The organism is Deinococcus taeanensis (assembly GCF_020229735.1).
Classification (GTDB): Bacteria; Deinococcota; Deinococci; order Deinococcales; family Deinococcaceae; genus Deinococcus; species Deinococcus taeanensis.
Genome location: NZ_CP083456.1, coordinates 386,858 through 413,024 on the forward strand (window position 1 = coordinate 386,858; position 26,167 = coordinate 413,024).

A 26,167-nucleotide genomic window follows, 5' to 3' on the forward strand; every position below is an offset into this window, starting at 1 on the left:
CTACAGCACCTCGACCGGGTACGCGCGGATGACCAGGGCGTCCTGCCGGAAGGCCCGCCGCAGTGACTCGCGGTACGAGGCCCACCAGGCGCGGTCGAGGTGCCCGGCCATGACCTCGTACACGAGGACGTCGTCCCGCACGGTGTCCCCGCCATCCTTCCAGAGCCCCGCGGCCGGCGCGCGCACGTAGGCGGTCAGGCCACCGAACTCGTCGGTGAGGCGGCGCTTCACCTCGGCTAACAGGGCAGGGGCGAAGGGCTGGCCGTCATTGTCGTACTGGGGCAGCAGCAACTGAATCACCGAGAATAGGGGTTGACTCAAGGCGGGAGCAGCGCGAAAGAGATTGTTGCGGCCTGGCCACGCGTCACCTGACGACCGACAGGGTCTGTGATGTTTCTGCTGAAACGAACGGGCTGTTCTCGATGGCTTACCCTACACTTTCCATGATGCTTGTTGTTTTTTCAGGCTTACCAGGAACGGGAAAGAGTACCCTCGCCCGGCTGATCGCCCACCGGCTCCAGGCGGCCTACTTCCGCGTTGATAGTGTGGAAGCAGCCCTCCTTCACGCTGGTATGCCAAAGGTAACGGTCGAAGGGTATGCGGCCATCTATGCCATGGCGGCGGACAATCTCGCAACAGGATTACCGGTGATCGCCGACTGCGTGAATCCGCTAACTGAAACCAGAAGGGCATGGTCGGACATTGCGGTGCAAGCAGGCGTTCAACTGCTGAATGTCGAAGTCATCTGCTCGGATCTGGCCGAACACGAGCGGCGCGTCACTGCACGGTATCAAGATGGGTCTGCTCACCATGCATCATGGTCTCCGCCAACCTGGGATCAAGTGGAAGCAGGCAGGGCTCACTATCAGTCGTGGAACCAGGATCGTCTGGTGTGCGATACAGCCGCACGCACACCAGATGACGCTGCCGAGGAAGTGTGGATGTCCATCCAGCACACACGAGCCTCAGGGTGACGCGTGAAGGAATGGAGTCGCCCAGAACCGCCCCTCTTCCTGCCCCCCTCAGATTTGATAGCCACAACCCAGCCTGCTTTCAGGGGGCCATGAAATGGGGTGTACACCTGAGCGCTCCGGCACTGATGTCGGTGAATTTGAGGTTATGCGCCAGGACGCCCAGTGCCACCTTGAGCCGCAGGCTGAGATACGTCGTGACCTGACCCCATCGCAGTCCAGCACCCACCAGCACGGAGAACGCGGACTCCACGCACTTCCTCGCGGCTCCGTATTCGGCTCTCCAGCGCGAATCGACCCTTCTGGCATTCGCTTTCGGTGGGGTCAGGCATGTTGCCGACTGATACCCCTTATCCCCAATCTGCTGTGGCCCTCCATTAGAGGGCCAATCTTTGTTCATCTCGCACAGCACGGTGAAGTCGTGCTGATTGGCTGGACGGATCTCGTACTTCGCGATCTTCCCGTTCAGGGTGCACCAGGCATCCAGCTTGAAGCCGTAGACTGGCCCAGCGGTGCTGAACCCGTGACGGGCACCACAGAATTTGCACCGGGGCGCACGTTTGAACGTCGAGACAGGCAGGGTTTCCGAATCGACCGCGACAAAGTCCAAGCACTGGACTTCAGTTGCGAGTTGCTCGACGACGGGGGTCAACCGGGCGAGCCGAACACGGGCCTGGGACTCAGAGGGGAAGCCTGGAAAGTGATTGAGTTTGAGAAATCGCCACCAGCGGCTGAAATATGGAACCTTGTGCAGCTTATGAAGCAGGGCGACTGCCAGCAGGCCGGCATCGGAGATCTTCTCGTGGGAATGGATAAGCTTCGGCGGTATGTGCGGCTGAATCGAGCGGCTTAGCAGGGTGACGGCAACACCCAGCGGCAGTAACGTGAGATCGGGATGGCTCATAAGTACCGTCCCCTTCGCATTTTTTACCCTACAGGTCAACCCCTATTCGCGGTGAATCATGTGCATGGTGCGGGCACTGTAACCGTCGCCCGCCTGCCCTTACACCTGCGGGCGTCAAGCAGGGTCCTGGCCGCGCCGCCGGGCGTGCCTGTCACGGCGCTCAGCGCAGGGGCCGGCGCACGTACGCGTTGTTCAGGGCGGGCGGCAGGCCCTGCGCGAGCTCCGCCTGAATGAAGCGCAGCAGTTCACCGGTCAGCACCTCGAGGCCGAGATCGGCCCAGACCTGCGTCAGAAACGGCAACTCCACGGCGAAGACTTCGCCGCTGTCCGGGTGCACCTGCTTGAGCGTCACGATGAAGGTGTCCCGGCGGTCCTCCGGCCGGCCCTCCACGAACACCAGGACCGCCTGAGGCAGGCGCGGCTGGAGGCCCTGCTGGAGCAGACTCAGGGTGTGGTACGCGGTCGTGGTCATGCCTGCACCATACCGGGCGTGGCCTACACAATCGTCACGGGCGTGGTGACCTGGCGGTTCCTGAAGGGTGAGGCGGCGCCTGGTGGGCGCCGCCGCCTGCACGCTGTGCTGCGGGACAAGTGCTGGCCGGGACGCCGGATGCGGTGCCTGGCTGTGGCATTCCGCAGCCTTTTGGCGCACAGGACCGCCGAACAGCTTGAGGGCTGGTTCGAGCGAGCCGCAGGGCGCGGCTTGCCTGACCTTCAGACGCTGGTGATCCGCCTCCCCGGTAGCGCAGAGCGCTCCTGGCCGCGGTCCCCCGGCCGCGGAGCACTGGACCGCAGAGCACTGGGCCACAGAGCACTGGGCCGGCGGAAGGCACCGTGAACAGGTTCAAGCGGATCAAACGCCAGAGCTCTGGGCGTGGACTGTGCGGAACAGGGCCCCAGCGCGTCTTTCCCGCCGTCTGCCCCGCCGCACGGAAGTGACGGCAGCCCTGCCGGGGTAGGTTCAACCGCCGGGCAACGTCTGAGGCGCCGGCTCAGTCGTCGGCGGACAGCGCGTTGGCCTTGCCTGCCACCTGCGAGCGCAACACGTGTTTCAGAACCTTGCCGCTGGCTGTCTTGGGCAGTTCGGGAACCAGCTGAATGCGCCGCGGCAGGGCGTGCGGGAGCAGGTGGGGCGTGCAGAAGCCCAGCAGTTCACGCGGGAGCACCTGCGCGCCGGGATGCAGGGTGACGAAGGCCACCGGCGTTTCTTCACCGCCCTCGCCCCGCGTGCTCACCACCACGGCTTCGCGCACGCTGGGATGGCGGTAGAGCACGGCCTCGATCTGCGCGCTGGAGACCGGATGGCCGCCGAGGTTGAGCAGGTCACCCTCGCGGTCCAGAATCTCGATGCGTCCGTCGCCGTGCCTGACGGCGAGGTCGCCCGTGTGGAGCCAGCCATGCTTGATGGCCTTCCGGGTGGCGGCGCGGTTGTTGTAGTAGCCCTTCATCACCTGATTGCCCCGGATGATGATTTCACCTGGCGTCTGGCCGTCAGGAGGCGCAGCCTGGCCACTCTCGAGAACCACGGCCACCTGCCCGCCGAACACCATGGGATGACCCTGGCGCGCCAGGACCGGCGCCGGGTCGCTCAGGTCGCGCAGGTCGGCGGCGTCGGTGATGGTCATGATCGCGCTGGTCTCGGTCAGGCCGTAGCCGTGCAGGATCCCGAACCCCTGCGCCTGCAGGGCGCGCAGTGTCCGTGGAGGCGGGCTGGTGCCGGCCAGCAGCAACTGCACCGGCCGCGGCAACTGGATGGGCGTGGCTGGATCTGTCAGCGCGCAGAGGAGGGCCGGAGACGCGTACAGGTGGGTCGCTCCGATGTCGGGGTCGCTCAGGGCTGCGCGCAGCTCACCCGGGTCGGGGAGCGGCACGTGGGTGGCCCCGGCCGCGGTGGCGGCCCAGACGCAGCCCCAACCGTTGCCGTGGGCCAGGGGGAGGGCGTGCAGAAGCGCGCTCTGGGGCCGCAGGTTGAGGTGATACAGCAGGTTGCTCAGGGCCAGGAAGGCGTTGCGGTGCGTGAGCATCACGCCCTTGGGGTCGCTGGTGGTGCCGGAGGTGTAGTTGATGCTGATGGGGGCGTCTTCGTCCAGGTTCTCCGGCAGGCTCAGGCCGTGGGGCTCGGCGCCGCACAGTGCGGCCTCGAAGGCTTGATCGCCAAGAACGATGACGGGCACGTTCAGGGCCTGCAGGGTGCTGTGCACCCGGCCGAGCTGCGCCGCGTCCACGAGCGCCACCTGCGGGTCAGCGTGGGCGCTCAGGAAGTTCAGTGCTTCGGTCCCGAATGCCGGATTGAGCGGCACAATGACCCCGCCGGCCAGTGGAACGCTGTGGAAGGCCAGCAGGGCGTCCGGCGTATTGAGAGAAACCAGCAGCACATGGCCCCCTGGCTGGAGACCTCGGGTCCGCAGCAGGGCGACGAGCCGGGCGATGCGTTCACCCCAGTCCCCGTAGCTCGTTTGCGGCCCCTGCAGCTGCTGGACGGCGGGTCGGTCACGGTACACGGCCAGGGTGCGGAGAACAGCTTCCAATGGGGTCAGTGGGGTCTTCAAGGCGGACGTCCTGGGGTGGGCTTGAGGTGGAGCGGTGAGGGTGCACCAAGTGTCGGAGAAGCGGCCTCCTCGCTCGTCAACCTGTCTATACGCATCCAGCCTGCTCATCATCCTTGGATGCATCTGTCTAGATAGGTCGCGGAGTGGCACGGCTGGGGTCCTCGCATAATCGGGACACCCACAACCCAAGCCCTTTCCCTGCCCCAGTGCTGCCTGGGGTCTGCTCCTTTCGTCCGCTCTGCTGGAGGTGCCATGCCGCAACTACACGTCGAACACGTCACGTTGACCTTTGGGGGGCTCAATGCTCTGACCGACGTGAGTTTGGTCGTTCCCGAGGGAGAGATCGTCAGCATCATCGGGCCCAACGGCGCTGGCAAAACCAGCCTGCTCAACTGCATCAGTGGTTTCTACCACCCCACCCGGGGCCGCATTACCTTCGGGGACCATGACCTCAGCCGCTCAGCGCCCAACGTGGTCACCAGCTACGGCATTGCGCGCGCCTTTCAGAACCTGGAACTGTTCCGGGGACTGTCCGTCGTTGAAAACCTGCTGCTCGCCCGGCACACCCACCTGCGTTACGGCCTGCTCGACAGCCTGCTCTTCTACGGGAAGGCCAGCCGGCAGGAGGCAGAAAACCGCGCCTACGTCGAACGGGTGATTGACTTCATGGAACTTGAGGCCCACCGGCACCACCCGGTCGGGACGCTGGCCTACGGGATCCAGAAGCGGGTGGAGGTCGCCCGCGCCCTGACGCTGGCGCCCCAACTGCTGCTGCTCGACGAGCCGATGGCCGGGATGAACGTCGAGGAGAAGGAAGACATGGTGCGCTTCATTCTGGACATCCAGCGCGAACAGGGCATCACGGTCGTACTGATCGAGCACGACCTGGGCGTCGTGATGGACATCAGTGACCGGATCTATGTCCTCGACTTTGGCCAGAAGATCGCCGAGGGTACGCCGGAAGAGGTCAGCGCCGATCCCCGCGTGATTGAAGCCTATACCGGCGTGCAAGGCGCCGGCCCGGTCCCGGCGGCCCAGGGAGCCAGCACGTGAGTGCCGCCTCGCTCCCAGGTGACGTCAGCAGCCTGACCATTCCCCAGGTGCTGGCTCACCGTGCGGCCGCGACCCCCCAGGGCGTCGCGCTCCGCCACAAGGAATTCGGCATCTGGAATGAAACCACCTACGCCGCCTACCTCCAGCGCGTCCAGGAGGTGACGGCCGGTCTGTGGGCGCTCGGCGTGCGCCGGGGCGACAAAGTGGCCATCATGGCCGAGAACATCCCCGCCTGGGTGTTCATGGAGGTCGGGGCGCAGGCGCTGGGGGCCATCAGCGTCGGGGTCTACCAGAGCAGCGTGGCCAGTGAAGTCCGCTACGTGGTGGACTACACCGACGCCGTGATTGTGCTCGCCGAGGACGAAGAGCAGGTCGACAAACTGCTTGAACACCGCGCCGAGCTTCCGCAGGTTAGGAAAGTCATCTTTGAAGACGGCCGGGGCATGAGCAAGCACGCCCACGACGACTGGTTCATGAGCTTCAGCGACCTGCTGGCGCTCGGGCGTCAGCAGGACAGCGACGTCTTTACGCGTGAGGCCGCTCAAGGGCAGGCCGACGATGTCTGCCACTTCAGTCTGACCTCCGGCACCACCGGCCTGCCCAAGGCGGCCATGCTGTCGCACCGCAACCTGCTCTACATGGGCCAGGCGCTCGGACAGGTCGAGGGCTTCAAGCCCGGACACGACTACCTGAGCTTCCTGCCGATGGCCTGGATTGGCGAACAGATGATGACCATCGCGGTGGCACTGGCCAACGGAGTCACCGTGAATTTCCCAGAAAGCACCGAGACCGCCATGCAGGACCTGGTGGAAATCGGCCCGCACTTCATGTTTGCTCCGCCGCGCGTCTGGGAAGGCATCCAGAGCCAGATGTTCATCCGCATGCAGGAGTCCTACGGCCTGAACCGGGCGCTGTACCGCCGCCTCTTGAAGTGGAGCACCGACGCGGCCGACGCGTCACTCAGTGGCCGGCGGCCCAGCGGAGTGGCCGCCCTGAAACGGAAGGTGGCCTACTGGGGCCTGACCCGGCCCCTGCTCGACCAGCTGGGCCTGCTGCGCCTCACGCACGCCTACACCGGCGGCGCCGCCCTGGGGCCGGACGTGTTCCGCTTCTACCACGGCCTGGGCATCAACCTGAAACAGATCTACGGTCAGACCGAGAATATCGGGATCGCCTACGTGCACCGCGACGGCGACGTCCGCTTCGACACCGTGGGTAAACCGCTGCCCGGGGGCGAGTGCCGCATCACGGAAGAAGGCGAGATCGTCAGCCGCAGCCCAGCCGTGTGCCAGGGCTACTACAAGAAACCTGAAGCCACCGCCGAAACCTTGCGCGGGGGCTGGCTGCACAGCGGCGACGCCGGGCGCCTGACCGCCGACGGCCACCTTCAGGTGATTGACCGCCTGAGCGACGTGATGCGCAGCGCGCGCGGTGAGCAGTTCAGTCCTCAGTACATCGAAAACCGCGTCAAGTTCAGCCCGTACATCAAAGAAGCGGTGGTGCTGGGAGACGGCCGCGAGGAAGTGACCGCCATGCTCAACGTGGACCCCCTGACGGTCGGGCAGTGGGCTGAGAAACGCCAGCTGGCCTACAGCACCTACATGGACCTGAGCAGCAAACCGGAGGTGGCCGAACTGATTGCCCGCGAGGTGCAGGACGCCAACGGCCGGCTGGAGCCGCATGAACGCATCAAACGCTTTGTGCTGCTGTACAAGCTGCTCGACGCCGACGATGAGGAGCTGACCCGCACCGGCAAGGTGCGCCGCAAAACCGTGAGCGAGAAGTACGCGCCCCTCATCGAGGCCCTGTACGACGGCAGCCGGGTCCGGCAGGTCGAGGCCACCTTTAAATACCAGGACGGTCAGGAACAGCGGGTGACCGCCAGCATTCAGGTGCATGACGTGCCGGGTGCGGGCGCGGAGACTCCCCCCCAGACCTCCTCTCGCCGCGCGCCCTTGGGCGCCTGAGTTCAAAGGACGTTCGCTATGGAGTTGCTTCCTCAACTGTTGCTTGCCGGCGTGGTCATCGGCTCGATCTATGCGCTGGCCGCGCTGGGCTTCGTGCTGATCTACAAATCCAGCCGCGTGATTAACTTCGCCCACGGCCAGATCATCGCCACCGGCGCCTTTATCGCGTTCGCCCTGACCCAGCGCGGCCTCAACTTCTGGCTGGCTGGACTGATCGCCATGCTGATCACGTTCGGGTTGGGCATGCTGATCGAGCGGGTGTTTCTGCGCCGCATGGTCGGAGAGCCCATCATCTCGGTCATCATGGTGACCATTGGCCTGAGCAGCGTGATTGAGGGCCTGATTCACCTCACACCCTACGGCGCCGGCAACTTCAGCTTCACGACCCCCGCGGTCCTGAGCGGCGAGGGGCTCAGTGTGCTGGGCACGCAGCTTTCGCGCACGCAACTGGCCGGCGTTCTGACTGCGCTGGCCCTGCTGGGAGGCTTTACCTACTTCTTCAACAAATCCACCCTGGGCATCACCATGCGCGCCGTGGCCGACGACCAGATGGCCGCCATGAGCGTGGGCACCAGTGTGGAGCGGGTCTTCGCGCTGGCCTGGGCGGCCGCCGCCCTGACCGCCGCCGCCGCCGGCGTGATCCTCGGGCTGATGAGCGGCCTGACCCTGGGCGGCCTGGCCGGCATCGGCCTCAAGGTGTTTCCGGTGGTCATCCTGGGCGGACTGGACAGTGTGGTCGGCGCCATCGTGGGGGGCATGCTCATCGGCGTGCTGGAAAACCTCTCGGCCGGGTACCTCGACGGGCTCGTTCCCGGCGGCGGCACACGCGAAGTCTTCCCCTTCATCGTCCTGATCGCGGTCCTGTTGCTCCGGCCCTACGGCCTGTTCGGCACGAAGGAGATTGAACGTGTTTAAGGCCCCTCACGCTTCCGCCTGGAGGAGCCGCTGATGCCCGCGTCCCGCTTTACCCAGACCGGCAACTACCGCGTGCGCTACCAGCAGGACCAGACCATTTTTGCAACCTCCGCCGAGCAGGCCAGCCTGATCGTAGGCGTGCTGCTGCTGCTCGCCCTGCCGCTTCTGCTCCCCAAGACGCTGCTGCGCGACGTGAACATGATCATGATCTTCGCGGTGGCGGTGCTTGGCCTCAACGTCACGACCGGCTACACCGGCCTGATCAACATCGGGCAGGCCGCGTTCATGGGGGTCGGCGCCTACGCCACCGCGCTGGCCGCCACCCGGCTCAACCTTCCATTCTTCCTGGCCATTCCGCTGGGTGGCGTCGCCGGCGCCCTGGTGGGCACCTTCGTCGGGTTGCCCAGCCTGCGCCTCAAATACCTGTACCTCGCGGTGGCCACGCTGGCGTTCCAGATCATCTTCGAGTGGTTGGTGGGGCACCTGCCGGTGCTGGCGCAGGGCGGCGCGATCAGCATGCCGACCGTGCAGGTGTTCGGCATCCGCGACAGCTTCCTCAACCACAACCGCTTCTGGTACTACCTCATTCTGCCGGTGCTGGTGGGGCTGGGCCTGCTGTGGCGCAACGTGCTGCGCACCCGTCACGGCCGCAGTTTCATCGCCGTGCGTGACAACGACCGCGCCGCCGCGGCCATGGGGATCCACCCCGGCCGGGCCAAGCTCACCGCCTTCATGATCGGGTCGTTCTACGCCGGCATCGCCGGGGGGCTCTTCGCCTACTTCCAGAAAGCCGTGGTCATCGAGGATTACGGCCTGCACACCTCCGTGCAGCTGCTGGCCATGGCCATCGTGGGCGGCCTGGGCAGCCTGCCCGGCTCCTTTCTTGGCCCGCTGTTCATCGTGGCGCTCGACCGCTTCATGGGCAACGCCAGCGAGTGGCTGGGCGCCCAGAACATCTTTCCGCAGGGGGTCGACGCCGCCACCGCGCTGCGGCCCCTGGCCTTCGGGCTGTCCATCGTGCTGTTCCTGATGTTCGAGCCACGCGGCCTGGCCAACTGGTGGCGGCTCGTCCGGCTGTATTTCAAGAAATGGCCCTACAAATTCTGAGCTGACCCCGCGCCTTAACGCAGCCCAGCGACCCAGCCGTCCTTCATGCCATCGCCCTTCTCCCGCCCCTTTCTCTCCGGAGGTCCCACCATGAACAAGCTGCTTGCCTTGACCGCCCTCGTCACCCTGTCTTCGTTTGCCACCGCTCAGAAAAACACGACGCTGGTCTGGTCGGGCGCCATCACGGGCCCCACCAGCGACGCCGGGTCCAGCTACGCCGCGGGCGTGGAGGACTACTGCCGGTACGCCAACGCCCAGAAGATGCTCAGCGTGACCCTCACCTGTGTGGTCCGTGACGACCAGTACAACAACGCCAACACGCAGCGCAACTTTGAGGAATTTGTCGGCAATCAGAATGTCCCGGTCTTCCTGGGCTACGCCACCGGCGGCATGCTCCAGATCAAGGGCGTGGTGCAGGAAACGAAGGTGCCCACCCTGCCCGCCAGCTATCACATCGGGATCATCGACCCGCCCAACAACGGGTACATGTTCCTGCCCGTCAGCAGCTACAGCGAAAACATCGTGGCCCTGCTGGAATGGGTGGCGAACAAGGAGCGCGGCGCCAAGGTGGCGCTGATCGTCAACCCCAGCCCATTCGGCCGTGATCCCGTGGTGGATGCCCGCAAGGCCGCCGAACGGCTCGGCCTCAAGATTACCGACGTGCAGGAAGTCGGCGGCAACAACCTGGACAACACGGCGCTGCTCAAACGCCTCGAAGCCCAGGGCGCCAAGTACATCATCAACCAGAACACGGCCGGGCCGGTGGCCAACATCCTCAAGGACGCCAAGCGGCTCGGGCTGCTGGGCAAGATGCAGTTCATGGGGGCGCACTATACCGGCGGCGAGGACCTGACCAAACTGGCCGGTGACGCCGCCAAGGATTTCGTGTGGGCCACCAGCTACTACATGTACGACGAGGGCGACCAGCCCGGCATTCAGCTGGTCAAGAAGATCGGCGCGCAGTTTGAACGCAAGGCCGACACCATCCGCAGCGTGCACTACACCAGCGGCATGCTCGCCGCGTCTATCGCTATCGAGGCCATGAAACGCGGCGGCAAGACCATCACGGCGGCCAGCGTCTACAAGGGCCTGACCAGCATGAATGGCAGCCGCGCCTTCAACCCCGGCTTCACCGTCGGTCCCGTGACCTTCAGCGCCAAGGACCACGTGGGTGCCGAGAACCTGCGCCTCTTGCAGGCCGACGCGACCGGGAACTTCAAGGCCATCACCGGCGCGCAGCGAAGCAAGATGTTCCAGCTGGTTCATCCGCTGAAGTGAGTGCTCGGCGCCAGAAGACACCCGGCAACGGTCACCTCTGGCGCCATCCCTGAAGGAGGGCAATTCCCTTGACCGTGCCCAATAGCATGCCGACCCCCGCACCCCTGGCGCCCACCGCTCCCGCACGCCCGACCGCCATGGGCAGCGACCTGACCATCAACAACGTCGAGGTCGTGTACCACGACATCATTCAGGTGCTGCGCGGCGTGTCCCTCACCGTCCGTGCCGGACGGGTCACCAGCCTGCTGGGGACCAACGGCGCGGGCAAGACCACCACCCTGCGCGCCATTTCGGGACTGCTCAAGCCGGAGAACGGCAAGATCCGCGAGGGCACGGTCAGCTTCGAAGGCCGTACCCTTTCCGGGCTGGGCGGCACCGAGGTCGTGAAAGCCGGCGTGGTCCAGGTCCCCGAGGGCCGGCGGGTGTTCAAGCACCTCAGTGTCGAGGAAAACCTGCGCGCCGGCGCCATCCTGGGCCGCGGACACTGGCCCAGCGACCTGGAACGGATCTACAGCTACTTTCCCAAGCTGCGCGCGCTGCGGCACAAGCAGGCCGGCTACACCAGCGGCGGCGAGCAGCAGATGATTGCTATTGGCCGGGCGCTGATGGCGCACCCCAAGGTGCTGCTGCTCGACGAACCGTCGCTGGGTCTGGCGCCCCTGCTGGTGGCGGAGATTTTCGACAACGTCCGGCAGATCAACCAGGAGGAAGGCGTCGGCGTGCTGGTCGTGGAGCAGAACGCGAACATTGCCCTGCGGCACAGCGACTACGGCTACGTCATGGAAGGCGGGCGCATCGTGATGGAAGGCGAGAGCGCTGCGCTGGCCGACAACCCCGACGTCAAGGAGTTCTACCTGGGCGTCACGGAACACGGTGGCCGCAAGAGCTTCCGGGAAGTCAAAAGCTACAAACGCCGCAAACGCTGGATGTGACCGCCGCCCCCCGCCCCACCCAGCCGCTGTGCCGGAGACTTTCATGACGAACCTCCTGACCTCAGTTCACCTTGGCCCGCCTGACGCGCCGGCGCTGCTCTCCCGCCTGCGGACCCTGCCGCTCTACCGTGAGGCCCTGCGCGACCTGCCGGACACCGCCGGCTGGGGCGAGGTGCCGTTCTTGACCCGTGAGCGCCTGAGCGCCGCTTTCGAAGCCGGCGAACTCATGCATCCGGAGGCCGTGCGGGTCCACCTGACGCCACACCCAGGCGGCGGCTGGCTGCCGGAATACGCCACCCGCGCTGACATCACAGGCCACGGCCAGGCCGGCGCCGCCGCGTTCGCACGGGCCGGCGTGTCGCCTGGGGACCATGTTCAGGTGGCGTTCGGCTACCACCGGTTTGCCGGTGGTTGGCTGATGCAGGACGGTCTGGAGACGCTCGGCGCCAAGACCATCCCGTTCGGACCCGGCGAAACCGACGCGCAACTCGACACCCTGCGCCGCCTGGGCGTCCGCGTGCTGGTCAGCGCCCCGAGCTTCGCGCAGAAGCTGGGCGAGGCCGGTGCGCGCCCGGAACTGCTCATCGCGGCTGGCGAACCCCTGAGCAGCATCGAGGGCCGCCGCGAACAGGTGGAAGCGGCGCTGGGCTGTCCTGCGCTGGATTGTTACGCCACCAGTGAAGCCGGGCTGATCGCCTTGGAAACGCCTGAGCGCAGCGGCATGCGCGTGCTGGACGACTGGATCCATGTGGAGGTCATTGACCCGGAATCCGGCGAGCCTGTCCAGGACGGCGTGCGTGGTGAACTGGTCGTGACCCACCTCACCAAGCGGGCCATGCCCCTGCTGCGCTTCCGCACCGGCGACCTCACCCGGCTGGAGCGCCGGCCCGGGGGGACCGTTCTGCCTGCGGGCGTGTTCGGCAATGTGACCGGCATGCTCAAGGTAAAAGGGGTCAAGCTGTTTCCGCGGGAAGTGGCCTTCTGGTTGGCGGGGCACGGTCTGGACCACACCCAGCACACCCTGCACCTCACCGGCGCAAGCGGCACGGACCGGCTTCACCTGCTTGTGCGCGGCGCAGCGCGCAGCGACCTCAGTGCACTGCACGCTGACTTTCAAAAGCGTTTCGCGATCCGGGCTGACACCCTGAGCGTCGACCCTGAGCACGTGGGGCAGGGCGTGCGCGACGAACGGCACGGCGGGCAGTCACCGTAACGACGCACCCCGGGCGTGGCGTTGCGCCTGAGCTTGCCCCGCAGCAGGCGGAGGGCAGGGGTGACCTGAATTTCAGGTCACCCCTGCGGCCATGACGCTGCCCCGGGCGCTTATTTCTGACGCTGACGGCAAGCGTGCGCACATGGCAGCAAAGGTTGTCCACTTGGGCGTGCTGGGTCACGAGGCCTCTTGTGGGTGCAGACTGGCCTGACCGTCTTCGGAAGACGACCCGGCTCGCAACGATCGCGCAGTTCGCCCCGCGGGAGGGAACGGACGTCACGGCTGCCGTTGCGGCGTCAGGGTGCTGGGGACGCAACTGGTTGAGGAGCACAAGTTCAGTGCCCACGACTGTCGTTGGCCGCAGATGGTAGAGCGCGGTGGTGAACACGACGGCCTCAGGAGAGAGGACGGCGTACAGGTCGAGGGGTCAGGACCCCTGCACCCGCGCTGGATTCCACGTCGGTTGATGACAACAGACACCAATGGCAGTTCACGACCCATGAACGGCGGTGGAGGACAGGTGCGCCATTCACACCACGGCGCCCGGCAGGGAGGCGCATAAGTGCGCCTCCCGGAGCGTTGCCCTCCTGCTTTAAATGTGCTGCGCCTGGGCCATGACTGCGCTCTGGCCCAGGGGCACCGTGAACTCAGGAGAAGCGAAGCGGTCCGCAGCGCTGGGCTCCGGGCGTCACCACCCCAGTCGTCGGCGTTTTCGTTGGTGCTGACCGGTGGGAAACGTCGGCAGTTCCGAATCAGGCGCCTGCTGGTCCGGCCGGGCGCTCAGGCCGGCTGCCTTTCAGGAAGTGCGTCATCGTCACGAAACACGCTGCAGGCTCATCTATCCACGGCAGGTGCCCACTGTCCTCGAACACTGCCAGCTGTGATCCTGGGATGCCGTGATGGATGACCTCGGCCTGAACCGGGGAGCAGATAAAGTCGTGACGCCCGACCAGCACCAGCGTGGGCGTCGTGATCGCCTTCAACCGGTCCCTCACCAGGAACCGTCCGTCCGAAGCGCCCGCAGCCTGATCGGTGGCCAGCGAAACCCGGTTCGACCGCACAAACGCACGGAACAGCGCCACCCCCTCGCCCTGCGGATCACGGAAGTACAGCGGCGCGATGCGCGCCAGGAACACGCTCATATCCTCATCCGTCTTCAGGTTCGGCGGTTCACTGAAGGCCTGGACGGCCTCAGCACGCCGGGGATCCTGCGCCAGAACAGGCAGGGTCCGCTGCAGGTCCTCTCCTGGTTCCTTCACGCCAAGCTGCGCGTCCACGACCACCAGATGGGACAGGTGCTGCGGGTATCGCAGGGCGTAATTGAGCGCGATGTATCCCCCATGTGAATGCCCGAACAGCGCCATCTGTCCGAGCTGGAGGTGCTGGCGTAACGCTTCGAGGTCATCGACAAAGCGACCGACGTTGATGTCGTTCGCGTCGGTTGGGCTTGCAGAGCGGCCGCTCCCCCGCGGGTGGAGGGAGATGACGGTGAAGTCGCGCTCCAGCGGCTGGAGGGAGCGCTCGTAGAGGCCCGCCCCGATGCCCCAGCCAGGAGGCTGGACCACCAGGGCGGGGCCCGTCCCGGCAACGGTGTACGCGAGGTCAAGGTGGTCGGCGCTGAAGGTGTGATTCCCAGGCGTCAGGATCATGGGGGTCTCCTTGGCAGGGCGTGGCGTTCTCCACCACTGGGGCCGGCTTCATGACGGGACGGCTCCCTCGATCTTACCGGAAGTCCTGACGCCTCAGCCCGGCGGCCTTGGGCTCTGCTTCGACGCCAGACGGTCCCCCTGGTGCTCAGCGACTGGCACAGGGTCACCCCCGACGCTGGAGGCAGGCTGCTGTGGTGCGGGCACGCGCGGGAACAGCGCACAGGCGAACCCTGACCACCGTGCTGCTGATGCTGGCGGCCGGGTATGACGGGGCAGTCACGGCGGAGGAACGGGCCGGTTCCCTTACCGTGTCGTTGCCCCGACTTTTCCTGCGGACGGGCAACCGTGAACGGCAGAGCGTGCCCGCGTGTGAGGGGCGTCAAGTGGGCACACCCTTCCTGACACGCCACGGGGGAGACCGCCCGGCGTGATCCGGGTTCCGGGCGGCCGTGCACCTCAGGGCCTGCGCTCCGGACCACGCGGCGCGGTCAGTCCCCCATGACCGGTTCGAGGGCGGCCGCGGCTTCACCCAGCGCAAACAGGGGCGCCGGTCCGTCTCCGCGGCGCAGGTGGTCGGCCGTGCGGGGCCAGTCGAACGGCAGGCGGCCGCTGAAGGGCACGCGGCCGAACAGCACGTCCGCCACGCCCTGGCCTTCCGTGCCGGGCAGCCACGCGGCGACCAGCGCGTCCCACGCCGGCAGGTGCTCGGTGATCACCAGCGGCCGGCCGGACAGGAGCACCACGGTCAGCTGCTCGCAGCGGGCGCGGACGCGGGCCACCAGCGCGGCCTGTTCGGCGCTGAGGGTCAGGTCCGCGCGGTCGCCCATGCCCTCGGCGTACGGCTCTTCCGCCAGGACCACCACGCCGGCGCGGTAGTCGCGCGTGACGTGTCCGTCCGGGCTGTAGTGCACGCGGTCCGGCCCGGCGGCGGCGCGCAGCCCCTCGAGGATGGTGGTGCCCGGCGTGGTCGGTCCGCGCCCGCCCATCCAGCTGATCGTCCACCCGCCGCACTGCGCGCCCAGGTCATCGGCGTCCGCGCCGGCGACTAGCACTTCCGGACCGTGGGGGTCGAGGGGCAGGGCGCCGGCGTTCTTGAGCAGCACCAGGGACTTCTGCACCGCTTCACGCGCGAGGTCGCGGTGCGCGCCGCAGCCGACGAGCGCGAGCAGGCGCTCGTCGGTGTGGGGCTGCTCGAACAGCCCCAGCGCGACTTTGGCGGTCAGGATGCGCCGGACCGCGTCGTCGATGCGCGCCAGAGGCACCGCCGAGCTGTCCACGGCCCGGGTGAGACTGCCGATGAAGCGTTCGTAGTCGAAGGGCACCATCACCATGTCGATGCCGGCGTTGATGGCGTCCACGACGCAGCGGTCGTAGTCGCCCGGGTGCAGCTGGTCGAGCGCTTCCCAGTCACTGACGACGAAGCCCTGGAAGCCCAGTTCACCTTTCAGGACGTCGGTGAGCAGGTAGCGGTGCGCGTGCACCTTCAGGCCCTGCCACGCGCTGTAGGACGCCATGACGTTCAGGGCGCCGGCCTCGATGGCGGCGCGGTAGGGCGGCAGGTGCACCGCGCGCAGGGTCGCCTCGTCAATTTCGGCGTTGCCCTGGTCGATCTGCCACGCGCCGCGCTCGAGGAGTTCCCGGAAGTCCTGCGTCATCGTGGCGTTCGACAGGGTCCGGTCGAAGCTCTGAGCGCGGGTGGAACTGCCCCAGGTGGTGGCGGCGTCGGCGACAAAATGCTTGACGCTGGGCAGCACCGCGGTGGGCGCCGTCCAGCCGTCGCCTTCGAAGCCGCGGATCAGCGCGACGGCGAGGTCCGACACGAGCCGCGGGTCCTGACTGTACCCCTCGTACGTCCGGCCCCAGCGGATGTCCTGGGGCACGCTCACGGCCGGCGCGAAGTTCCAGCGGACGTTCGTCGCGGCGACCTCCAGCGCCGTGGCGCGGCCGATGCGGCGCACGAGCTCGGCGTCGCGGGTGGCGCCCAGGCCGATGTTGTGGGGGAAGATGGTGGCGCCCACGACGTTGTTGTGTCCGTGCACGGCGTCAACCCCGTAGATCAGGGGAATGCGCAGCCGGGACTGCTGGGCTTCGGCGATGAACTGCGTCACCATGGCGCGCCACCCGGCGGGCGTGTTTGGCTCCGGGTTGCCGCCGCCGCCGCTCAGCACGGAGCCCAGCGCGAGGCGGGCGACGTCGCCGGGTTTGACGCTGTTCTTCTCGGGTTGCGTCATCTGCCCGATTTTTTCCGCGAGGGTCATCTGCGCGAGGAGCTGCTCGGTGAACTGCTGCTGGTCGGACGTGAGGGGAGACGTGGTCATGAGGCTCCTTGGGCGGCGCGGGGGGCCGGGCGTCACGCGCCGCGCAGAAATGCGCGGGCACAACGGGAAAAAGCGGGAAGGCGGGCAGGTGGGTCAGGCGGAGGCCGGGACCACCCCGGCGGGCCGCAGGGCCGGCGCCGCGGCGAGGACCGGATCATGCAGGACGCAGCGGGCCTGGTGGCCGGGCCCGACGTCGTACAGCCGGGGCAGGGCGGCGCTGCACGCCTCGCGCGCGTGCGGGCAGCGCGGCTCGAACGGACAGCCGGGCGGCAGGTGACGCAGGTCCGGCACCTCCCCAGGCGCGTCGAGGCGTTCGCCCACGCCACCTTCAGGGTTCGGGGCGGCGGCTTTCAGCAGCCGGGTGTACGGCATCTGCGGGTCGCCGATGACGCGCTCGGCCGGTCCGATCTCCACGAGGTGCCCGGCGTACATCACGGCGATCCGGTCGCTCATGTAGCGCGCGCCGGCGAGGTCGTGCGTGATGAACAGCAGGCTCAGGCCTTCGGTGTCCCGCAGGTCAAGCAGCAGGTTCATGATGTCCAGCCGGATGCTGACGTCCAGGGCGCTGGTGGGTTCGTCCGCGAGAATCAGGTCCGGGCGGGCGGCGAGCGCGCGGGCGATCACGACGCGCTGGCGCTGACCGCCGGACAGCTCATGCGGTTTCTTGCGGGCGTAGGCGGCGCCGGGCGACAGGCCGACCCGGTCGAGCAGGGCGTGCACCTCCGCCTGCACGTCCGCGCCGCGGGCGAGGCCGTGGATGCGCAGCGGGCGCGCGAGGGTGTAGCCCACCGTGTGCAGGCCGTTGAGACTCGCGAACGGATCCTGGAAGATCATCTGGACGCGGCGCCGGAAGCGGCGCAGCGGCGCGCCGCGCAGGGTGCGGGGCACCTCCTGCCCGCCGAGGCGGGTGGTGCCGGCGGTGGGGTCGTGCAGCCGGGCGATCAGGCGGGCCACGGTGCTTTTGCCGCTCCCGGACTCCCCGACGAGCCCGAGCACCTCGCCGCGGCCGATCTGGAGGGTGAGGTCGTTCACGGCTGTGACGGCCTGTCCGGACCGCCCCACCCGGAACACCTTGGTGAGGCCGCTCAGGGTCAGGGTGGGCGGCGCGGCGTCGGTGGGGGCGGGGTCAGTCGCTGGCGAGCGGGGCATACGCTTGCTCCTTGAAGGTGGGGTCCACGCTGGGGTCGTAGAGGAAGCACGCCACCGGGTGGCCGCTGGCCTGCTCGTAGCGCTGCAGGGGTTTGACGTCGCACACCCCCGGCATGCGCTGCGGGCACCGCTCGAAGAACGGGCAGCCGCTCAGGTCAAGCGCCAGGGACGGCGGCCGGCCGGGAATGCCGTCGCGGCGTTCGCGGGGCCCGTCCAGCGGCGGAAAGGCGCCCATGAGCCGGCGGGTGTACGGGTGTTTCGGCCGGGCGTACAGCTCGCGGGCCGGGGCTTCCTCAACCACCTCGCCGGCGTACATGATGGCGATCCGGTCACTCATCTCCACCAGCAGCGACAGGTCATGGGTGATGAACACCACGCTGATGCCCAGGCGGCGGCGCACCGCGTCGATCTCCTGGAGGATCTGGCGCTGCACCACCACGTCCAGGGCGGTGGTGGGTTCATCCATGATCACGAGTTTCGGTTCGAGCGCCAGGGCGATGGCGATCACGACGCGCTGTTTCATGCCGCCGGACAGCTGGTGCGGGTAGGCGGCCAGATAGTCCTCGCGCAGGCCCACCAGGCTGAACAGCTCACGCGCGCGGCGGCTGAGCGCCTCGGGGTCCTTCACGCCGTGCGCCTGCATGGCGTCGAACAGCTGCTCGCGGATCCGCAGCACGGGGTTGAGCACGTTCATGCTGGCCTGGAACACCAGCGAGTAGTCCCGCCAGCGGACCCGGCGCAGCTCCTCGGGCGTGAGGTCCAGCAGGTCGCGGCCGTTCAGGATCGCCTGCCCGCCGAACACCGCGCCGGGCGCGTCGAGCAGCCGGGTGGCGGCGAACGCCAGGGTGCTTTTGCCGCAGCCGGACTCCCCGGCCAGGCCGACGAATTCGCCGGGCTGCACGTCCAGCGTGACGCCGCGGACCGCGCGGACCGGGCCGGCGGGTGTGACGTACCCGGCGTCGAGGTCCCGGATGGACAGCAGGGCGTCCGGGGCCGCGTGGTCCGGCCCGGCGGGGCGGGGGCGGCGCAGGACCCGCGTGGTCCGCGCGCCGTGCACCACTTTCGGGTTGGTGACCTCGTCGATGCCGAAATTGATCAGCGCGAACGCGGTGCCCAGCAGCGCGATGCACAGGCCCGGGGCGGCCACCCACCACCACGCGCCCTGCAGCAGCGCGCCGCGCGCCTGCGCCCAGTACAGCATGGTGCCCCACGTGACCTGGCTGACGTCGCCCATGCCCAGGAACGCGAGGCCGGCTTCGCTGAGCACGGCGTACAGGGCGGTGCCGAAGAAGCTCGCGGCGATGAGGCCCGCGAGGTTCGGGAGCATCTCCGCGAAGATCACGCGCGCCGGGCCTTCACCGCTGGCGACCGCGGCGTGCACGAAGTCCCGGTGACGCAGGGCGAGGGCCTGCGAGCGGATGACGCGCGCGCCCCAGGCCCAGCCGGTGAGACTGATCACCAGAATGATCGACCAAACCCCCCGCCGCGCAGGAAGGCGCTGGCGATGATCAGCAGCGGCAGGCCCGGCAGGACCAGGAATACGTTGATCAGGACGTTCAGGGCCTCGTCGGTCCGGCCGCCGAAGTACGCGGCGCACAGGCCGATGGCGGTGGCAATCGCCGTGGCGGTCACGCCCGCGCTCAGGCCGATCAGCAGGGTGAGGCGCGCGCCGTACACCAGCTGCGCCCAGAGGTCCTGCCCGAGGGCGGTCGTGCCCAGCGGGTGGGCCCCGCCGGGCGGCAGGAACGTGCCGTACTCCTGCGCGGTCGGCCGGTAGGGCGTCAGAAGCGGGGCCAGCAGCGCCATGAGCAGCAGCGTGAGCAGCAGCGCCGCGCCGGCCGCCGCGCGCGGCGAGCGCTTCAGGGTCAGGCCGAGGCCCGTCACGCGCTCTTCCCGTCACGCACGCGTGGGTCGAGCAGCGCGTACAGGGCGTCGACGATGAAGTTGGCAATCAGGACCGCCAGCGCAATAAACAGGAAGATCGCCTGCATCAGGGGGTAGTCGAGATTGGTGACGGCCGTGTACAGCTGTAGGCCCAGGCCCGGGTAGCTGAACACCGTCTCGGTGAGGATGCTGCCGCCCACGACGAAGCCCAGGGCCATGCCGAACGCGGTGAAGCTCGGCAGCAGCGCGTTGCGCAGCACGTAGCGGTTCAGGAGCCGGCCTTCACTGAGGCCCTTGGCGCGCGCAAACGCGATGTAGTCCTCCCCCAGGACGCTCATGACGTTGTTGCGCATCGTGATCAGCCACCCGCCGGACGCCGTGACCACCAGCGTCAGGGCCGGCAGGGCCGCGTGGCGCAGCAGCGATGACCACCACTGGGAACTGTAGGGCGTGAGAAACGGATCGAGGTTCCCGCCGAGCGGGAAGACGCTCTGCCGGAAGGCCAGCACGTACAGCAGCAGCAGGGCGAACCAGAAGTACGGCATGCTGTTCAGGAACAGCGCCAGTGGGGGCAGGGCGTCGGCGAGCGGCGTGCCGCGCCGCCACGCGCTGTACAGCCCCAGCGCGCTGCCCAGCGCGAACGCCAGGATGGTCGTGACGCCCACCAGGCCGATCGTCCACGGCGCGGCGAGCGCGATAATGTCACTGACCGGCGTGGGAAACTGCCCGATGGAGCGCCCGAAATCGCCGCGCAGCAGGTCCGTGAGGTACCGGAGGTATTCACCCAGGGCGGTGCCCTTCTGGTCCAGGCCGTACGCGGCCGTGAGGGCCTCGACGGCCGCCGGGTCGAGTTTCCCCTGGTACCGGGCGAGCATCGCGCCGATCGGGTCGCCGGGCACGAGGCGCGGCAGGATGAAGTTCAGGGTGACGGCCACCCACAGGGTGAACACCAGAAGGCCGAATTTACGCAGCAGGTATGGCATGCGGCCCTCCTTGGGCGCGGCGGATCAGGGCGGGCAGGGCGCCCCATGGGAGCGCCCCGCCCCGGCGGGTTTACTTGGGTTTGACGTTGAGGTACATCAGGCGCGCGCCGACCGTGTCGTCCGCGGTGCCGTGGTTGTACGGGGTCTGCCGGGTCGGGAAGCCCGTGAAGCGGCTGGTGTTGTACAGGGAGAACTCGAAGCGGTCCGTGAGCGGCAGCCACGGCATGTCTTTCATGACGGTCGCGGCGATGGTGTTGATGGCTTTTTTCTGCGTGGCCTCGTCGCTGCTGGCGCGGAACTGCGCCAGGGCCTGCGTGATGGCCGGGTTGGTGTAGCGCGCCAGGTTCGACGGGGCGGTCTTCCCGACGGGCGCGGTGAATTCCGGGGCGAAGCTCTGGTTGTACAGGTAGTACGGGCTGGGCCCGCCGCCCCAGCCCCAGCTGATGCCCATGTCGTACGTGCCGGTCTGCAGGCCGCCGGCGTAGCTGCTCCAGGCCTGCTGGTCGATCTGGGTGCTCACGCCGACGGCCTTGAGGTCCTCGCTGATCACCTGGGCCATGGTGATGAAGTCCGTCCAGCCGGCGCCGACCAGAATCTTGAAGGCGGGCAGCGGCTTGCCGTCCTTGCCGAGGCGGCGGCCCTGGGCGTCTTTGCGGTAACCGGCCTTCGTGAGCGCCGCGTCGGCGGCCGCGGCGTCGTACCGCAGGGCGCCGGCGCGGGTGCTGGCCGTCAGCCAGTCCTGCTGCCCGGGAATCAGGCCGCTCGGGTGGGCGGCCTTGGCGACCCCGGCGTAGGCCTTCTGCGCGACGTTGCTGGTGTCGACCGCCTGAGCCAGGGCGCGGCGGAAGGCCGGGTCGTTGAACGGCGCCTTAGCAGTGTTGAAGTACAGGTAGTTGTCCCCCGTGACCGGCCAGAAGTAGGTGTTGTTCGGCCCGCGCTTGGCGTAGCCGCCTTCCGGGTCGGGCACGCCGATGTAGCCGTAGTCCGCTTCACCCTTGAGCAGTTTGAGCAGGGCGGCGTCGTTGCTGTTCGTGGCGGTCCAGACGATGGCGTCCACGTACGGCTGGCCTTTCATCCAGTAGTTGGGGTTTTTCAGCACCCGCAGCGCCTGCTGGCTGTAACTGTCGAACACGAACGGTCCCGTGCCGACCGGATTCGGGTTCGTTTCGGTCAGGGGCGTCTTGACGGCGCTCCAGATGTGCTCGGGCACGATGGGCGTGGCCGCGATGTACTGGAAGGTGGGGACGTTCGCCTTGCTGAAGGTGAAGGTCACGGTGCTGTCCCCGCTGGCCTTGACGCTGGTCAGGCCGCTTTTCCACAGCGCGCTGGTGTCCAGCGCCGGGTACTGCTTGAGGTAGTTGAAGGTGAACGCCACGTCCCGCGCGGTGAACGCCTGGCCGTCGGTCCACTTCACGCCGTCGCGGATGGTGACGGTCAGCGTCCGGGCGTCTTTGCTCCAGGTGGATTTCGTGCCGAGCACCGGCGTGGCCTTCCCGGTCAGGGTGTTCACGTAGAACAGCGTCTCGTAGATGACGCTGTTGGTGGGCAGCAGATGCTGGTCGCCCGGCGTGAACGGGTTGAGGTTCTGCGCACCCCACTGGGTGGGCCGCACGACCGTGAAGACCGTTTTGGGTTGCTGGGCCAGAGCGGTGGCAGTCAGGGCGGCGGCAAGCAGGGCAGTCACGGCGGCAGTACGGTTCATCTCGACCTCGGTGGGAACGTGGGGGCGGCGGCCGGTTCAGGCCATGGGACACCGCCGCGGCCGCGTGGGCGGGCGCGTGACGGTGGGCGGGCAGGTCCGGGTGGCGTTGATCAGGGGTCCATGTGGGCCTCCTGACCGGGCGGGGCGGTGGAGCCGCGCACGACGAGCGTGGCGGGGAAGCGGACGTGGGAGTCGGTGGGTTCGTTGCGGGTGAGGTGAATCAGGAGGCGCGCGGCCGCCTGGCCCATCTCCTCGAGAGGCTGGCGCACAGTGGTCAGGGGCGGGTCGGTGACGGCCGCGGCGTGAATGTCGTCGAAGCCGACGATGCTCAGGTCCTGCGGGACGCGCCGGCCCAGGGCGGCGGCGGCGCGCAGCGCGCCGATGGCGCTGAGGTCGTTGGCGGCGAAGATGGCCGTGGGCGGCTCGGGGAGGGTCAGCAGGGTGCGCGTGACGCGCTCGGCGACGTCCTCGGCGTACTCGCCTTTCTGCACGTAGGCGTCAGGCACCGGCAGGCCGGCGTCGAGCAGCGCGGCGTGGTAGCCGGCCTGCCGGTCGGTGGCGTCGCGCAGCGGCGTGTCGTCGTTCTGCCCGGCGAGGTGCGCCACGCGGGTGTGGCCCAGGTCGATCAGGTGCTTCGTGGCGAGGTACCCGCCGGTGTAGTTGTCCACCTGCACGGTGTGCTGTCCGTGTCCGCCAAGCGTGACGACCGGGACGGAGTCGCCGAAGATGCTGTGCTCCTCGGCGGAGGGGATAACCAGCAGGACGCCGTCGGCGAGGGTGCGCAGCAGCGTGGCGCGTTCACGCTCGAGGGTGGGGTTGCTGGCGGTGGTGAAGATCGCGAGGTTCAGCCCGGCGGCCTCGGCGGTGGTGCTCGCGCCGTGCAGCAGTTCGGCAACCCAGGGCCAGTTCAGTTGCGGTGTGAGCACGCCGATCAGGTTGTTGCGTGGCCGTTTGCTGCTCAGGGCCCGGGCGGCGGGGTTCACGACGTAGCCGGTGCGGTCGATGGCGTGCCGGACCCGCTGGCGGGTGTCTTCGGACATGCCGGGCTTGTTGTTGATCACGTTCGAAACGGTCATTTTGGACACGCCGGCCTCTCGGGCGACGTCAGCCAGCGTGACCGTGGCAGGCAGGTCAGTCATGTGTCCTCTTCGGTGAGCACGGTTTATCGGTAAAGGTATTTACCGGTAAAGTAACGGGAAATGACCCCGCTGTCAACCGGCCCTGCGACCCGAACCGCCCCCGCCCACCCGCAGCAGGCCCCGCGTGGCCGGGCGGCCCCTCCGCCACTGCGGCCCACCCGGACGCGCCCTCCCCGGCAGGTTCTGTTCGGGTGCTTGAGCGGCGAGGCCTGACACGTCAAAAAGCAGCCCGGATTCCCAGCCGATCCCCTCACCGCCCCCGCACGGTCACGAGTCGCCGCTGCCGGTCGCTGGGCACGGCCTCACCCGGACAGGCCCGGCGCGATGCGGCCGCCGCAGCCGTGAAGGTGCAGCGGCGCGGCGAGCGTGCCCTGGCTCCTCTTTTCACCGGCGAGGCGCTGCCCCCGGACCAGGGCGGCTGGACGCTGCGTGCGCGGGCGCCGTGATCCGGGCCAACGTGCCGCGCGGCCAGCGCTCGAGGCACGTGGCGGTCACGGCCGGTGCCGTGAACCGCCACTTGGCCTCCCGGGGCTCAGGGCCGGGCCGGCGCCACCTGCGGGGTCAGGCTGGGCCCCTTGAGTCTGGGAATGCCGTTCACCCAGTTCAGGGGGTCGATGCGCATGGACCGTTGACCGCCGCTCTGATAGCCGGTCTGTCCGGCCGTCCAGGCGTGGTAGTAGAGCCACGTGTTGCCCTTGCCGTCGTTGATGACGCCCTGTCCGCCAGGGCCGGCGACCTTGCCGCGCGTGGCGAGCCAGGGCTCGTCGCGCGTCATCTTCTTGAACGGCCCGGTGGGGCTGAAGCCCAGGGCGTACCCGACGGCGTAGGTGTCGCTGTTGTAGTCCGCGGCGCTGTAGAACAGGTAGTACTTGCCGGCCCGGCTGTACACGTGAGGGGCCTCGATCAGGTTGCCTTCCCACAGCGCGCCGTTGTACAGCACGTCCTTGGGTTTGCCGGTCAGCTTCAGGCCGTCGGCCGTCAGCGGCTGCACCCACAGGCCGGTGGCGCCGCCACAGCAGTTCCCGTCGTTCTTCCAGTACAGGTAGCGTTTGCCGTCCTTATCGGTAAAGGGGCTCGCGTCGATGCTGCCGCCCAGGTCAAGCTGGCACACCAGGGGCGTGGCCTGCTCGTCGCGGAACGGACCGGCGGGACTTGTGCTGAACGCCACCCCGATGCACTGCCGGCCGCTGTCGGTGTGCCGGGCAGTGTAGTACAGGACGTACCCGGCGCTGGTCCGCGCGACCTCGGGCGCCCAGGTGAAGCCGCCCGTGGCCCAGCTGCCGAGCCGGCCGAAGCCTTCGCCGAGGCGCTGCCAGGTCACGAGGTCAGTGCTTTTCAGCACGGGCAGGTCCACTCCGCCGCTGTTGGTGCCGTACGCGTAGTAGGTCTTGTCGACGCGCAGGATGAACGGGTCGGGAAAGTCGTCGGAAATCACGGGATTGGTGTACGTGGCCGGGCGGGCGGCGGTGGCCGCGCCCTGCGCCGCAGCCGGCGGCAGGGTGGGGCCGGCGCCCAGGGTCAGGGCCAGCAGGGCCAGCAGGTGTCGTGGTGCAGTCATGGGCTCCTTATTCCTTCAGGCCGGTGGTGGAGAGGCCGGAAATCAGGTACCGCTGCGCGAGCAGGTACGCGATCAGGACAGGCACGCTGGCGATCGCGGTGGACGCCATCAGCTTGCCGTAGTCGGTGACATACCGCTGGGAAAAGGTGTTCACCCCGACCGGCAGGGTGAGTTTGTCCACGTCCGTCACGACGAAGGTGGGCCAGATGAAGTTGTTCCACGAACTCATGAACGCGAACACGGCGAGTGTGACGAGCGCAGGCACGCTCAGCGGCAGGATCACGTGCCACAGCACCTGCAGGCTGTTGGCGCCGTCGAGCCGCGCGGCTTCCTCGAGTTCCTTGGGCAGCGCCATGAAGAACTGCCGCAGCAGGAACACCCCGAAGGCGCCCGCGACCCCCGGCCAGATCAGCGCGTTGAAGGAGTTGATCCAGTCGAAGCGGATCATCATCAGGTACGTGGGGATCAGCGTGATCACGCCCGGAATCATCATCGACCCGAGGATGAACCAGAAGATCGCGTCGCGGCCCGGGAAGCGCATGCGGGCCAGCGGGTAGGCCGTCAGGGCGCACAGCACCACGTGCAGGACGGTGTATGCGGCCGCCACGAAGAACGAGTTCCACATCCAGCGCAGGATGTTGCCGTCCGGCGAGGTGAGCACCTCGCGGTAGTTTTCCAGGGTGGGGCGCGCGGGGAACCACTGCGTGGGTGTGGAGATCACGTCCGTTTCCGGTTTGATGGACGTGGTGATCATCCAGTACATCGGGGCGAGGAAGATGATCGCCAGCAGGCACAGCAGCAGGAAGCGCGGAATGTCGCGCGGCGTGCGCCGGGGCCGGTACGCGGTGGCGGTCACGGGCGCGTTGAGGTCGGCGGGCCGGCTGGGCGCGGCCATG

At 67.9% G+C, this 26,167-nt stretch carries 22 protein-coding genes; 8 read left to right on the top strand and 14 right to left on the bottom strand.

Annotated elements, in window-relative coordinates; genetic code table 11:
- Positions 1-321: a hypothetical protein gene (locus tag LAJ19_RS15490; RefSeq protein WP_225523407.1), complete on the bottom strand. Its 321-nt coding sequence runs from the start codon at positions 319-321 to the stop codon at positions 1-3.
- Positions 322-443: 122 nt separating this feature from the next.
- Between LAJ19_RS15490 and LAJ19_RS15495 the strand changes: the two genes are divergently transcribed.
- Positions 444-974, top strand: a complete 531-nt coding sequence (locus LAJ19_RS15495; protein WP_225523408.1) for a P-loop nucleotide/nucleoside kinase family protein — start codon at positions 444-446, stop codon at positions 972-974.
- A 79-nt stretch (positions 975-1,053) separates the two neighbouring features.
- Here the strand turns inward: LAJ19_RS15495 and LAJ19_RS15500 are convergent, their stop codons facing one another.
- The 3 genes from LAJ19_RS15500 to LAJ19_RS15510 all read right to left on the bottom strand — a co-directional run bounded on the left by LAJ19_RS15500 (position 1,054) and on the right by LAJ19_RS15510 (position 4,424).
- Positions 1,054-1,875 carry an IS982 family transposase gene (locus LAJ19_RS15500; protein WP_225523409.1) on the bottom strand — a complete coding sequence of 274 codons (822 nt, stop codon included), beginning with the start codon at positions 1,873-1,875 and terminating at the stop codon, positions 1,054-1,056.
- 160 nt (positions 1,876-2,035) lie between these two features.
- Positions 2,036-2,347, bottom strand: a complete 312-nt coding sequence (locus LAJ19_RS15505) for a hypothetical protein (protein ID WP_225523410.1) — start codon at positions 2,345-2,347, stop codon at positions 2,036-2,038.
- A 520-nt stretch (positions 2,348-2,867) separates the two neighbouring features.
- The gene (locus LAJ19_RS15510) at positions 2,868-4,424 is read right to left on the bottom strand and encodes an AMP-binding protein (protein ID WP_225523411.1); all 1,557 of its coding nucleotides are present in this window, start codon (positions 4,422-4,424) and stop codon (positions 2,868-2,870) included.
- Positions 4,425-4,676: 252 nt separating this feature from the next.
- On the opposite strand from LAJ19_RS15510, the gene LAJ19_RS15515 reads away from it, so the two are divergent.
- From LAJ19_RS15515 to LAJ19_RS15545, 7 genes are all read left to right on the top strand, one after another.
- The gene (locus tag LAJ19_RS15515) at positions 4,677-5,477 is read left to right on the top strand and encodes an ABC transporter ATP-binding protein (RefSeq protein WP_225523412.1); all 801 of its coding nucleotides are present in this window, start codon (positions 4,677-4,679) and stop codon (positions 5,475-5,477) included.
- A complete protein-coding gene (locus LAJ19_RS15520; protein WP_225523413.1) occupies positions 5,474-7,444 on the top strand; it encodes an AMP-binding protein in 1,971 nt (656 codons plus the stop codon). Before LAJ19_RS15515 ends, LAJ19_RS15520 begins: the two co-directional genes overlap by 4 nt.
- 18 nt (positions 7,445-7,462) lie before the next feature.
- On the top strand, positions 7,463-8,359 hold the full coding sequence (locus LAJ19_RS15525) for a branched-chain amino acid ABC transporter permease (protein WP_225523414.1): 897 nt from the start codon (positions 7,463-7,465) through the stop codon (positions 8,357-8,359).
- 33 nt (positions 8,360-8,392) lie between these two features.
- Positions 8,393-9,466, top strand: coding sequence for a branched-chain amino acid ABC transporter permease (locus tag LAJ19_RS15530; protein WP_225523415.1), 1,074 nt, complete (start codon positions 8,393-8,395; stop codon positions 9,464-9,466).
- A gap of 90 nt (positions 9,467-9,556) precedes the next feature.
- On the top strand, positions 9,557-10,744 hold the full coding sequence (locus tag LAJ19_RS15535) for an ABC transporter substrate-binding protein (RefSeq protein ID WP_225523416.1): 1,188 nt from the start codon (positions 9,557-9,559) through the stop codon (positions 10,742-10,744).
- A gap of 137 nt (positions 10,745-10,881) precedes the next feature.
- Positions 10,882-11,676, top strand: coding sequence for an ABC transporter ATP-binding protein (locus LAJ19_RS15540; RefSeq protein ID WP_225523639.1), 795 nt, complete (start codon positions 10,882-10,884; stop codon positions 11,674-11,676).
- Positions 11,677-11,719: 43 nt separating this feature from the next.
- Entirely contained in the window at positions 11,720-12,889 is a 1,170-nt protein-coding gene (locus LAJ19_RS15545) for a phenylacetate--CoA ligase family protein (protein WP_225523417.1), read from the top strand.
- 752 nt (positions 12,890-13,641) lie between these two features.
- Here LAJ19_RS15545 and LAJ19_RS15550 read toward each other — a convergent pair.
- From LAJ19_RS15550 to LAJ19_RS15595, 10 genes are all read right to left on the bottom strand, one after another.
- Positions 13,642-14,538, bottom strand: a complete 897-nt coding sequence (locus LAJ19_RS15550) for an alpha/beta fold hydrolase (protein ID WP_225523418.1) — start codon at positions 14,536-14,538, stop codon at positions 13,642-13,644.
- A 488-nt stretch (positions 14,539-15,026) separates the two neighbouring features.
- Entirely contained in the window at positions 15,027-16,856 is a 1,830-nt protein-coding gene (locus LAJ19_RS15555) for a glycoside hydrolase family 3 protein (RefSeq protein ID WP_225523419.1), read from the bottom strand.
- A gap of 93 nt (positions 16,857-16,949) precedes the next feature.
- A complete protein-coding gene (locus LAJ19_RS15560; protein WP_225523420.1) occupies positions 16,950-18,005 on the bottom strand; it encodes an ABC transporter ATP-binding protein in 1,056 nt (351 codons plus the stop codon).
- Positions 17,983-19,464, bottom strand: coding sequence for a dipeptide/oligopeptide/nickel ABC transporter permease/ATP-binding protein (locus LAJ19_RS15565; protein WP_255639858.1), 1,482 nt, complete (start codon positions 19,462-19,464; stop codon positions 17,983-17,985). Before LAJ19_RS15565 ends, LAJ19_RS15560 begins: the two co-directional genes overlap by 23 nt.
- Positions 19,461-19,889: an ABC transporter permease gene (locus tag LAJ19_RS15570; protein WP_225523421.1), complete on the bottom strand. Its 429-nt coding sequence runs from the start codon at positions 19,887-19,889 to the stop codon at positions 19,461-19,463. The genes LAJ19_RS15565 and LAJ19_RS15570 overlap by 4 nt, the downstream gene beginning before the upstream one ends.
- The gene (locus LAJ19_RS15575) at positions 19,886-20,872 is read right to left on the bottom strand and encodes an ABC transporter permease (RefSeq protein ID WP_225523422.1); all 987 of its coding nucleotides are present in this window, start codon (positions 20,870-20,872) and stop codon (positions 19,886-19,888) included. Before LAJ19_RS15575 ends, LAJ19_RS15570 begins: the two co-directional genes overlap by 4 nt.
- Positions 20,873-20,942: 70 nt before the next feature.
- Complete coding sequence (locus tag LAJ19_RS15580) at positions 20,943-22,556, bottom strand: ABC transporter substrate-binding protein (protein WP_225523423.1); 1,614 nt, start codon at positions 22,554-22,556, stop codon at positions 20,943-20,945.
- A gap of 128 nt (positions 22,557-22,684) precedes the next feature.
- Complete coding sequence (locus tag LAJ19_RS15585; RefSeq protein WP_225523424.1) at positions 22,685-23,713, bottom strand: LacI family DNA-binding transcriptional regulator; 1,029 nt, start codon at positions 23,711-23,713, stop codon at positions 22,685-22,687.
- A 532-nt stretch (positions 23,714-24,245) separates the two neighbouring features.
- Positions 24,246-25,271 carry a glycoside hydrolase family 43 protein gene (locus LAJ19_RS15590; protein WP_225523425.1) on the bottom strand — a complete coding sequence of 342 codons (1,026 nt, stop codon included), beginning with the start codon at positions 25,269-25,271 and terminating at the stop codon, positions 24,246-24,248.
- Positions 25,272-25,278: 7 nt separating this feature from the next.
- Positions 25,279-26,166 carry a carbohydrate ABC transporter permease gene (locus LAJ19_RS15595; protein ID WP_225523426.1) on the bottom strand — a complete coding sequence of 296 codons (888 nt, stop codon included), beginning with the start codon at positions 26,164-26,166 and terminating at the stop codon, positions 25,279-25,281.
- Between the last annotated feature and the right edge of the window lies 1 nt (position 26,167).

Coding starts and splice junctions, on each gene's coding strand:
- LAJ19_RS15500 (WP_225523409.1), bottom strand. CDS start 1,875: ATGAGCCATCCCGATCTCACGTTACTGCCGCTGGGTGTTGCCGTCACC.
- LAJ19_RS15590 (WP_225523425.1), bottom strand. CDS start 25,271: ATGACTGCACCACGACACCTGCTGGCCCTGCTGGCCCTGACCCTGGGC.
- LAJ19_RS15585 (WP_225523424.1), bottom strand. CDS start 23,713: ATGACTGACCTGCCTGCCACGGTCACGCTGGCTGACGTCGCCCGAGAG.
- LAJ19_RS15535 (WP_225523416.1), top strand. CDS start 9,557: ATGAACAAGCTGCTTGCCTTGACCGCCCTCGTCACCCTGTCTTCGTTT.
- LAJ19_RS15495 (WP_225523408.1), top strand. CDS start 444: ATGATGCTTGTTGTTTTTTCAGGCTTACCAGGAACGGGAAAGAGTACC.
- LAJ19_RS15595 (WP_225523426.1), bottom strand. CDS start 26,166: ATGGCCGCGCCCAGCCGGCCCGCCGACCTCAACGCGCCCGTGACCGCC.
- LAJ19_RS15560 (WP_225523420.1), bottom strand. CDS start 18,005: ATGCCCCGCTCGCCAGCGACTGACCCCGCCCCCACCGACGCCGCGCCG.
- LAJ19_RS15505 (WP_225523410.1), bottom strand. CDS start 2,347: ATGACCACGACCGCGTACCACACCCTGAGTCTGCTCCAGCAGGGCCTC.
- LAJ19_RS15530 (WP_225523415.1), top strand. CDS start 8,393: ATGCCCGCGTCCCGCTTTACCCAGACCGGCAACTACCGCGTGCGCTAC.
- LAJ19_RS15575 (WP_225523422.1), bottom strand. CDS start 20,872: ATGCCATACCTGCTGCGTAAATTCGGCCTTCTGGTGTTCACCCTGTGG.
- LAJ19_RS15540 (WP_225523639.1), top strand. CDS start 10,882: ATGGGCAGCGACCTGACCATCAACAACGTCGAGGTCGTGTACCACGAC.
- LAJ19_RS15555 (WP_225523419.1), bottom strand. CDS start 16,856: ATGACCACGTCTCCCCTCACGTCCGACCAGCAGCAGTTCACCGAGCAG.
- LAJ19_RS15515 (WP_225523412.1), top strand. CDS start 4,677: ATGCCGCAACTACACGTCGAACACGTCACGTTGACCTTTGGGGGGCTC.
- LAJ19_RS15545 (WP_225523417.1), top strand. CDS start 11,720: ATGACGAACCTCCTGACCTCAGTTCACCTTGGCCCGCCTGACGCGCCG.
- LAJ19_RS15550 (WP_225523418.1), bottom strand. CDS start 14,538: ATGATCCTGACGCCTGGGAATCACACCTTCAGCGCCGACCACCTTGAC.
- LAJ19_RS15525 (WP_225523414.1), top strand. CDS start 7,463: ATGGAGTTGCTTCCTCAACTGTTGCTTGCCGGCGTGGTCATCGGCTCG.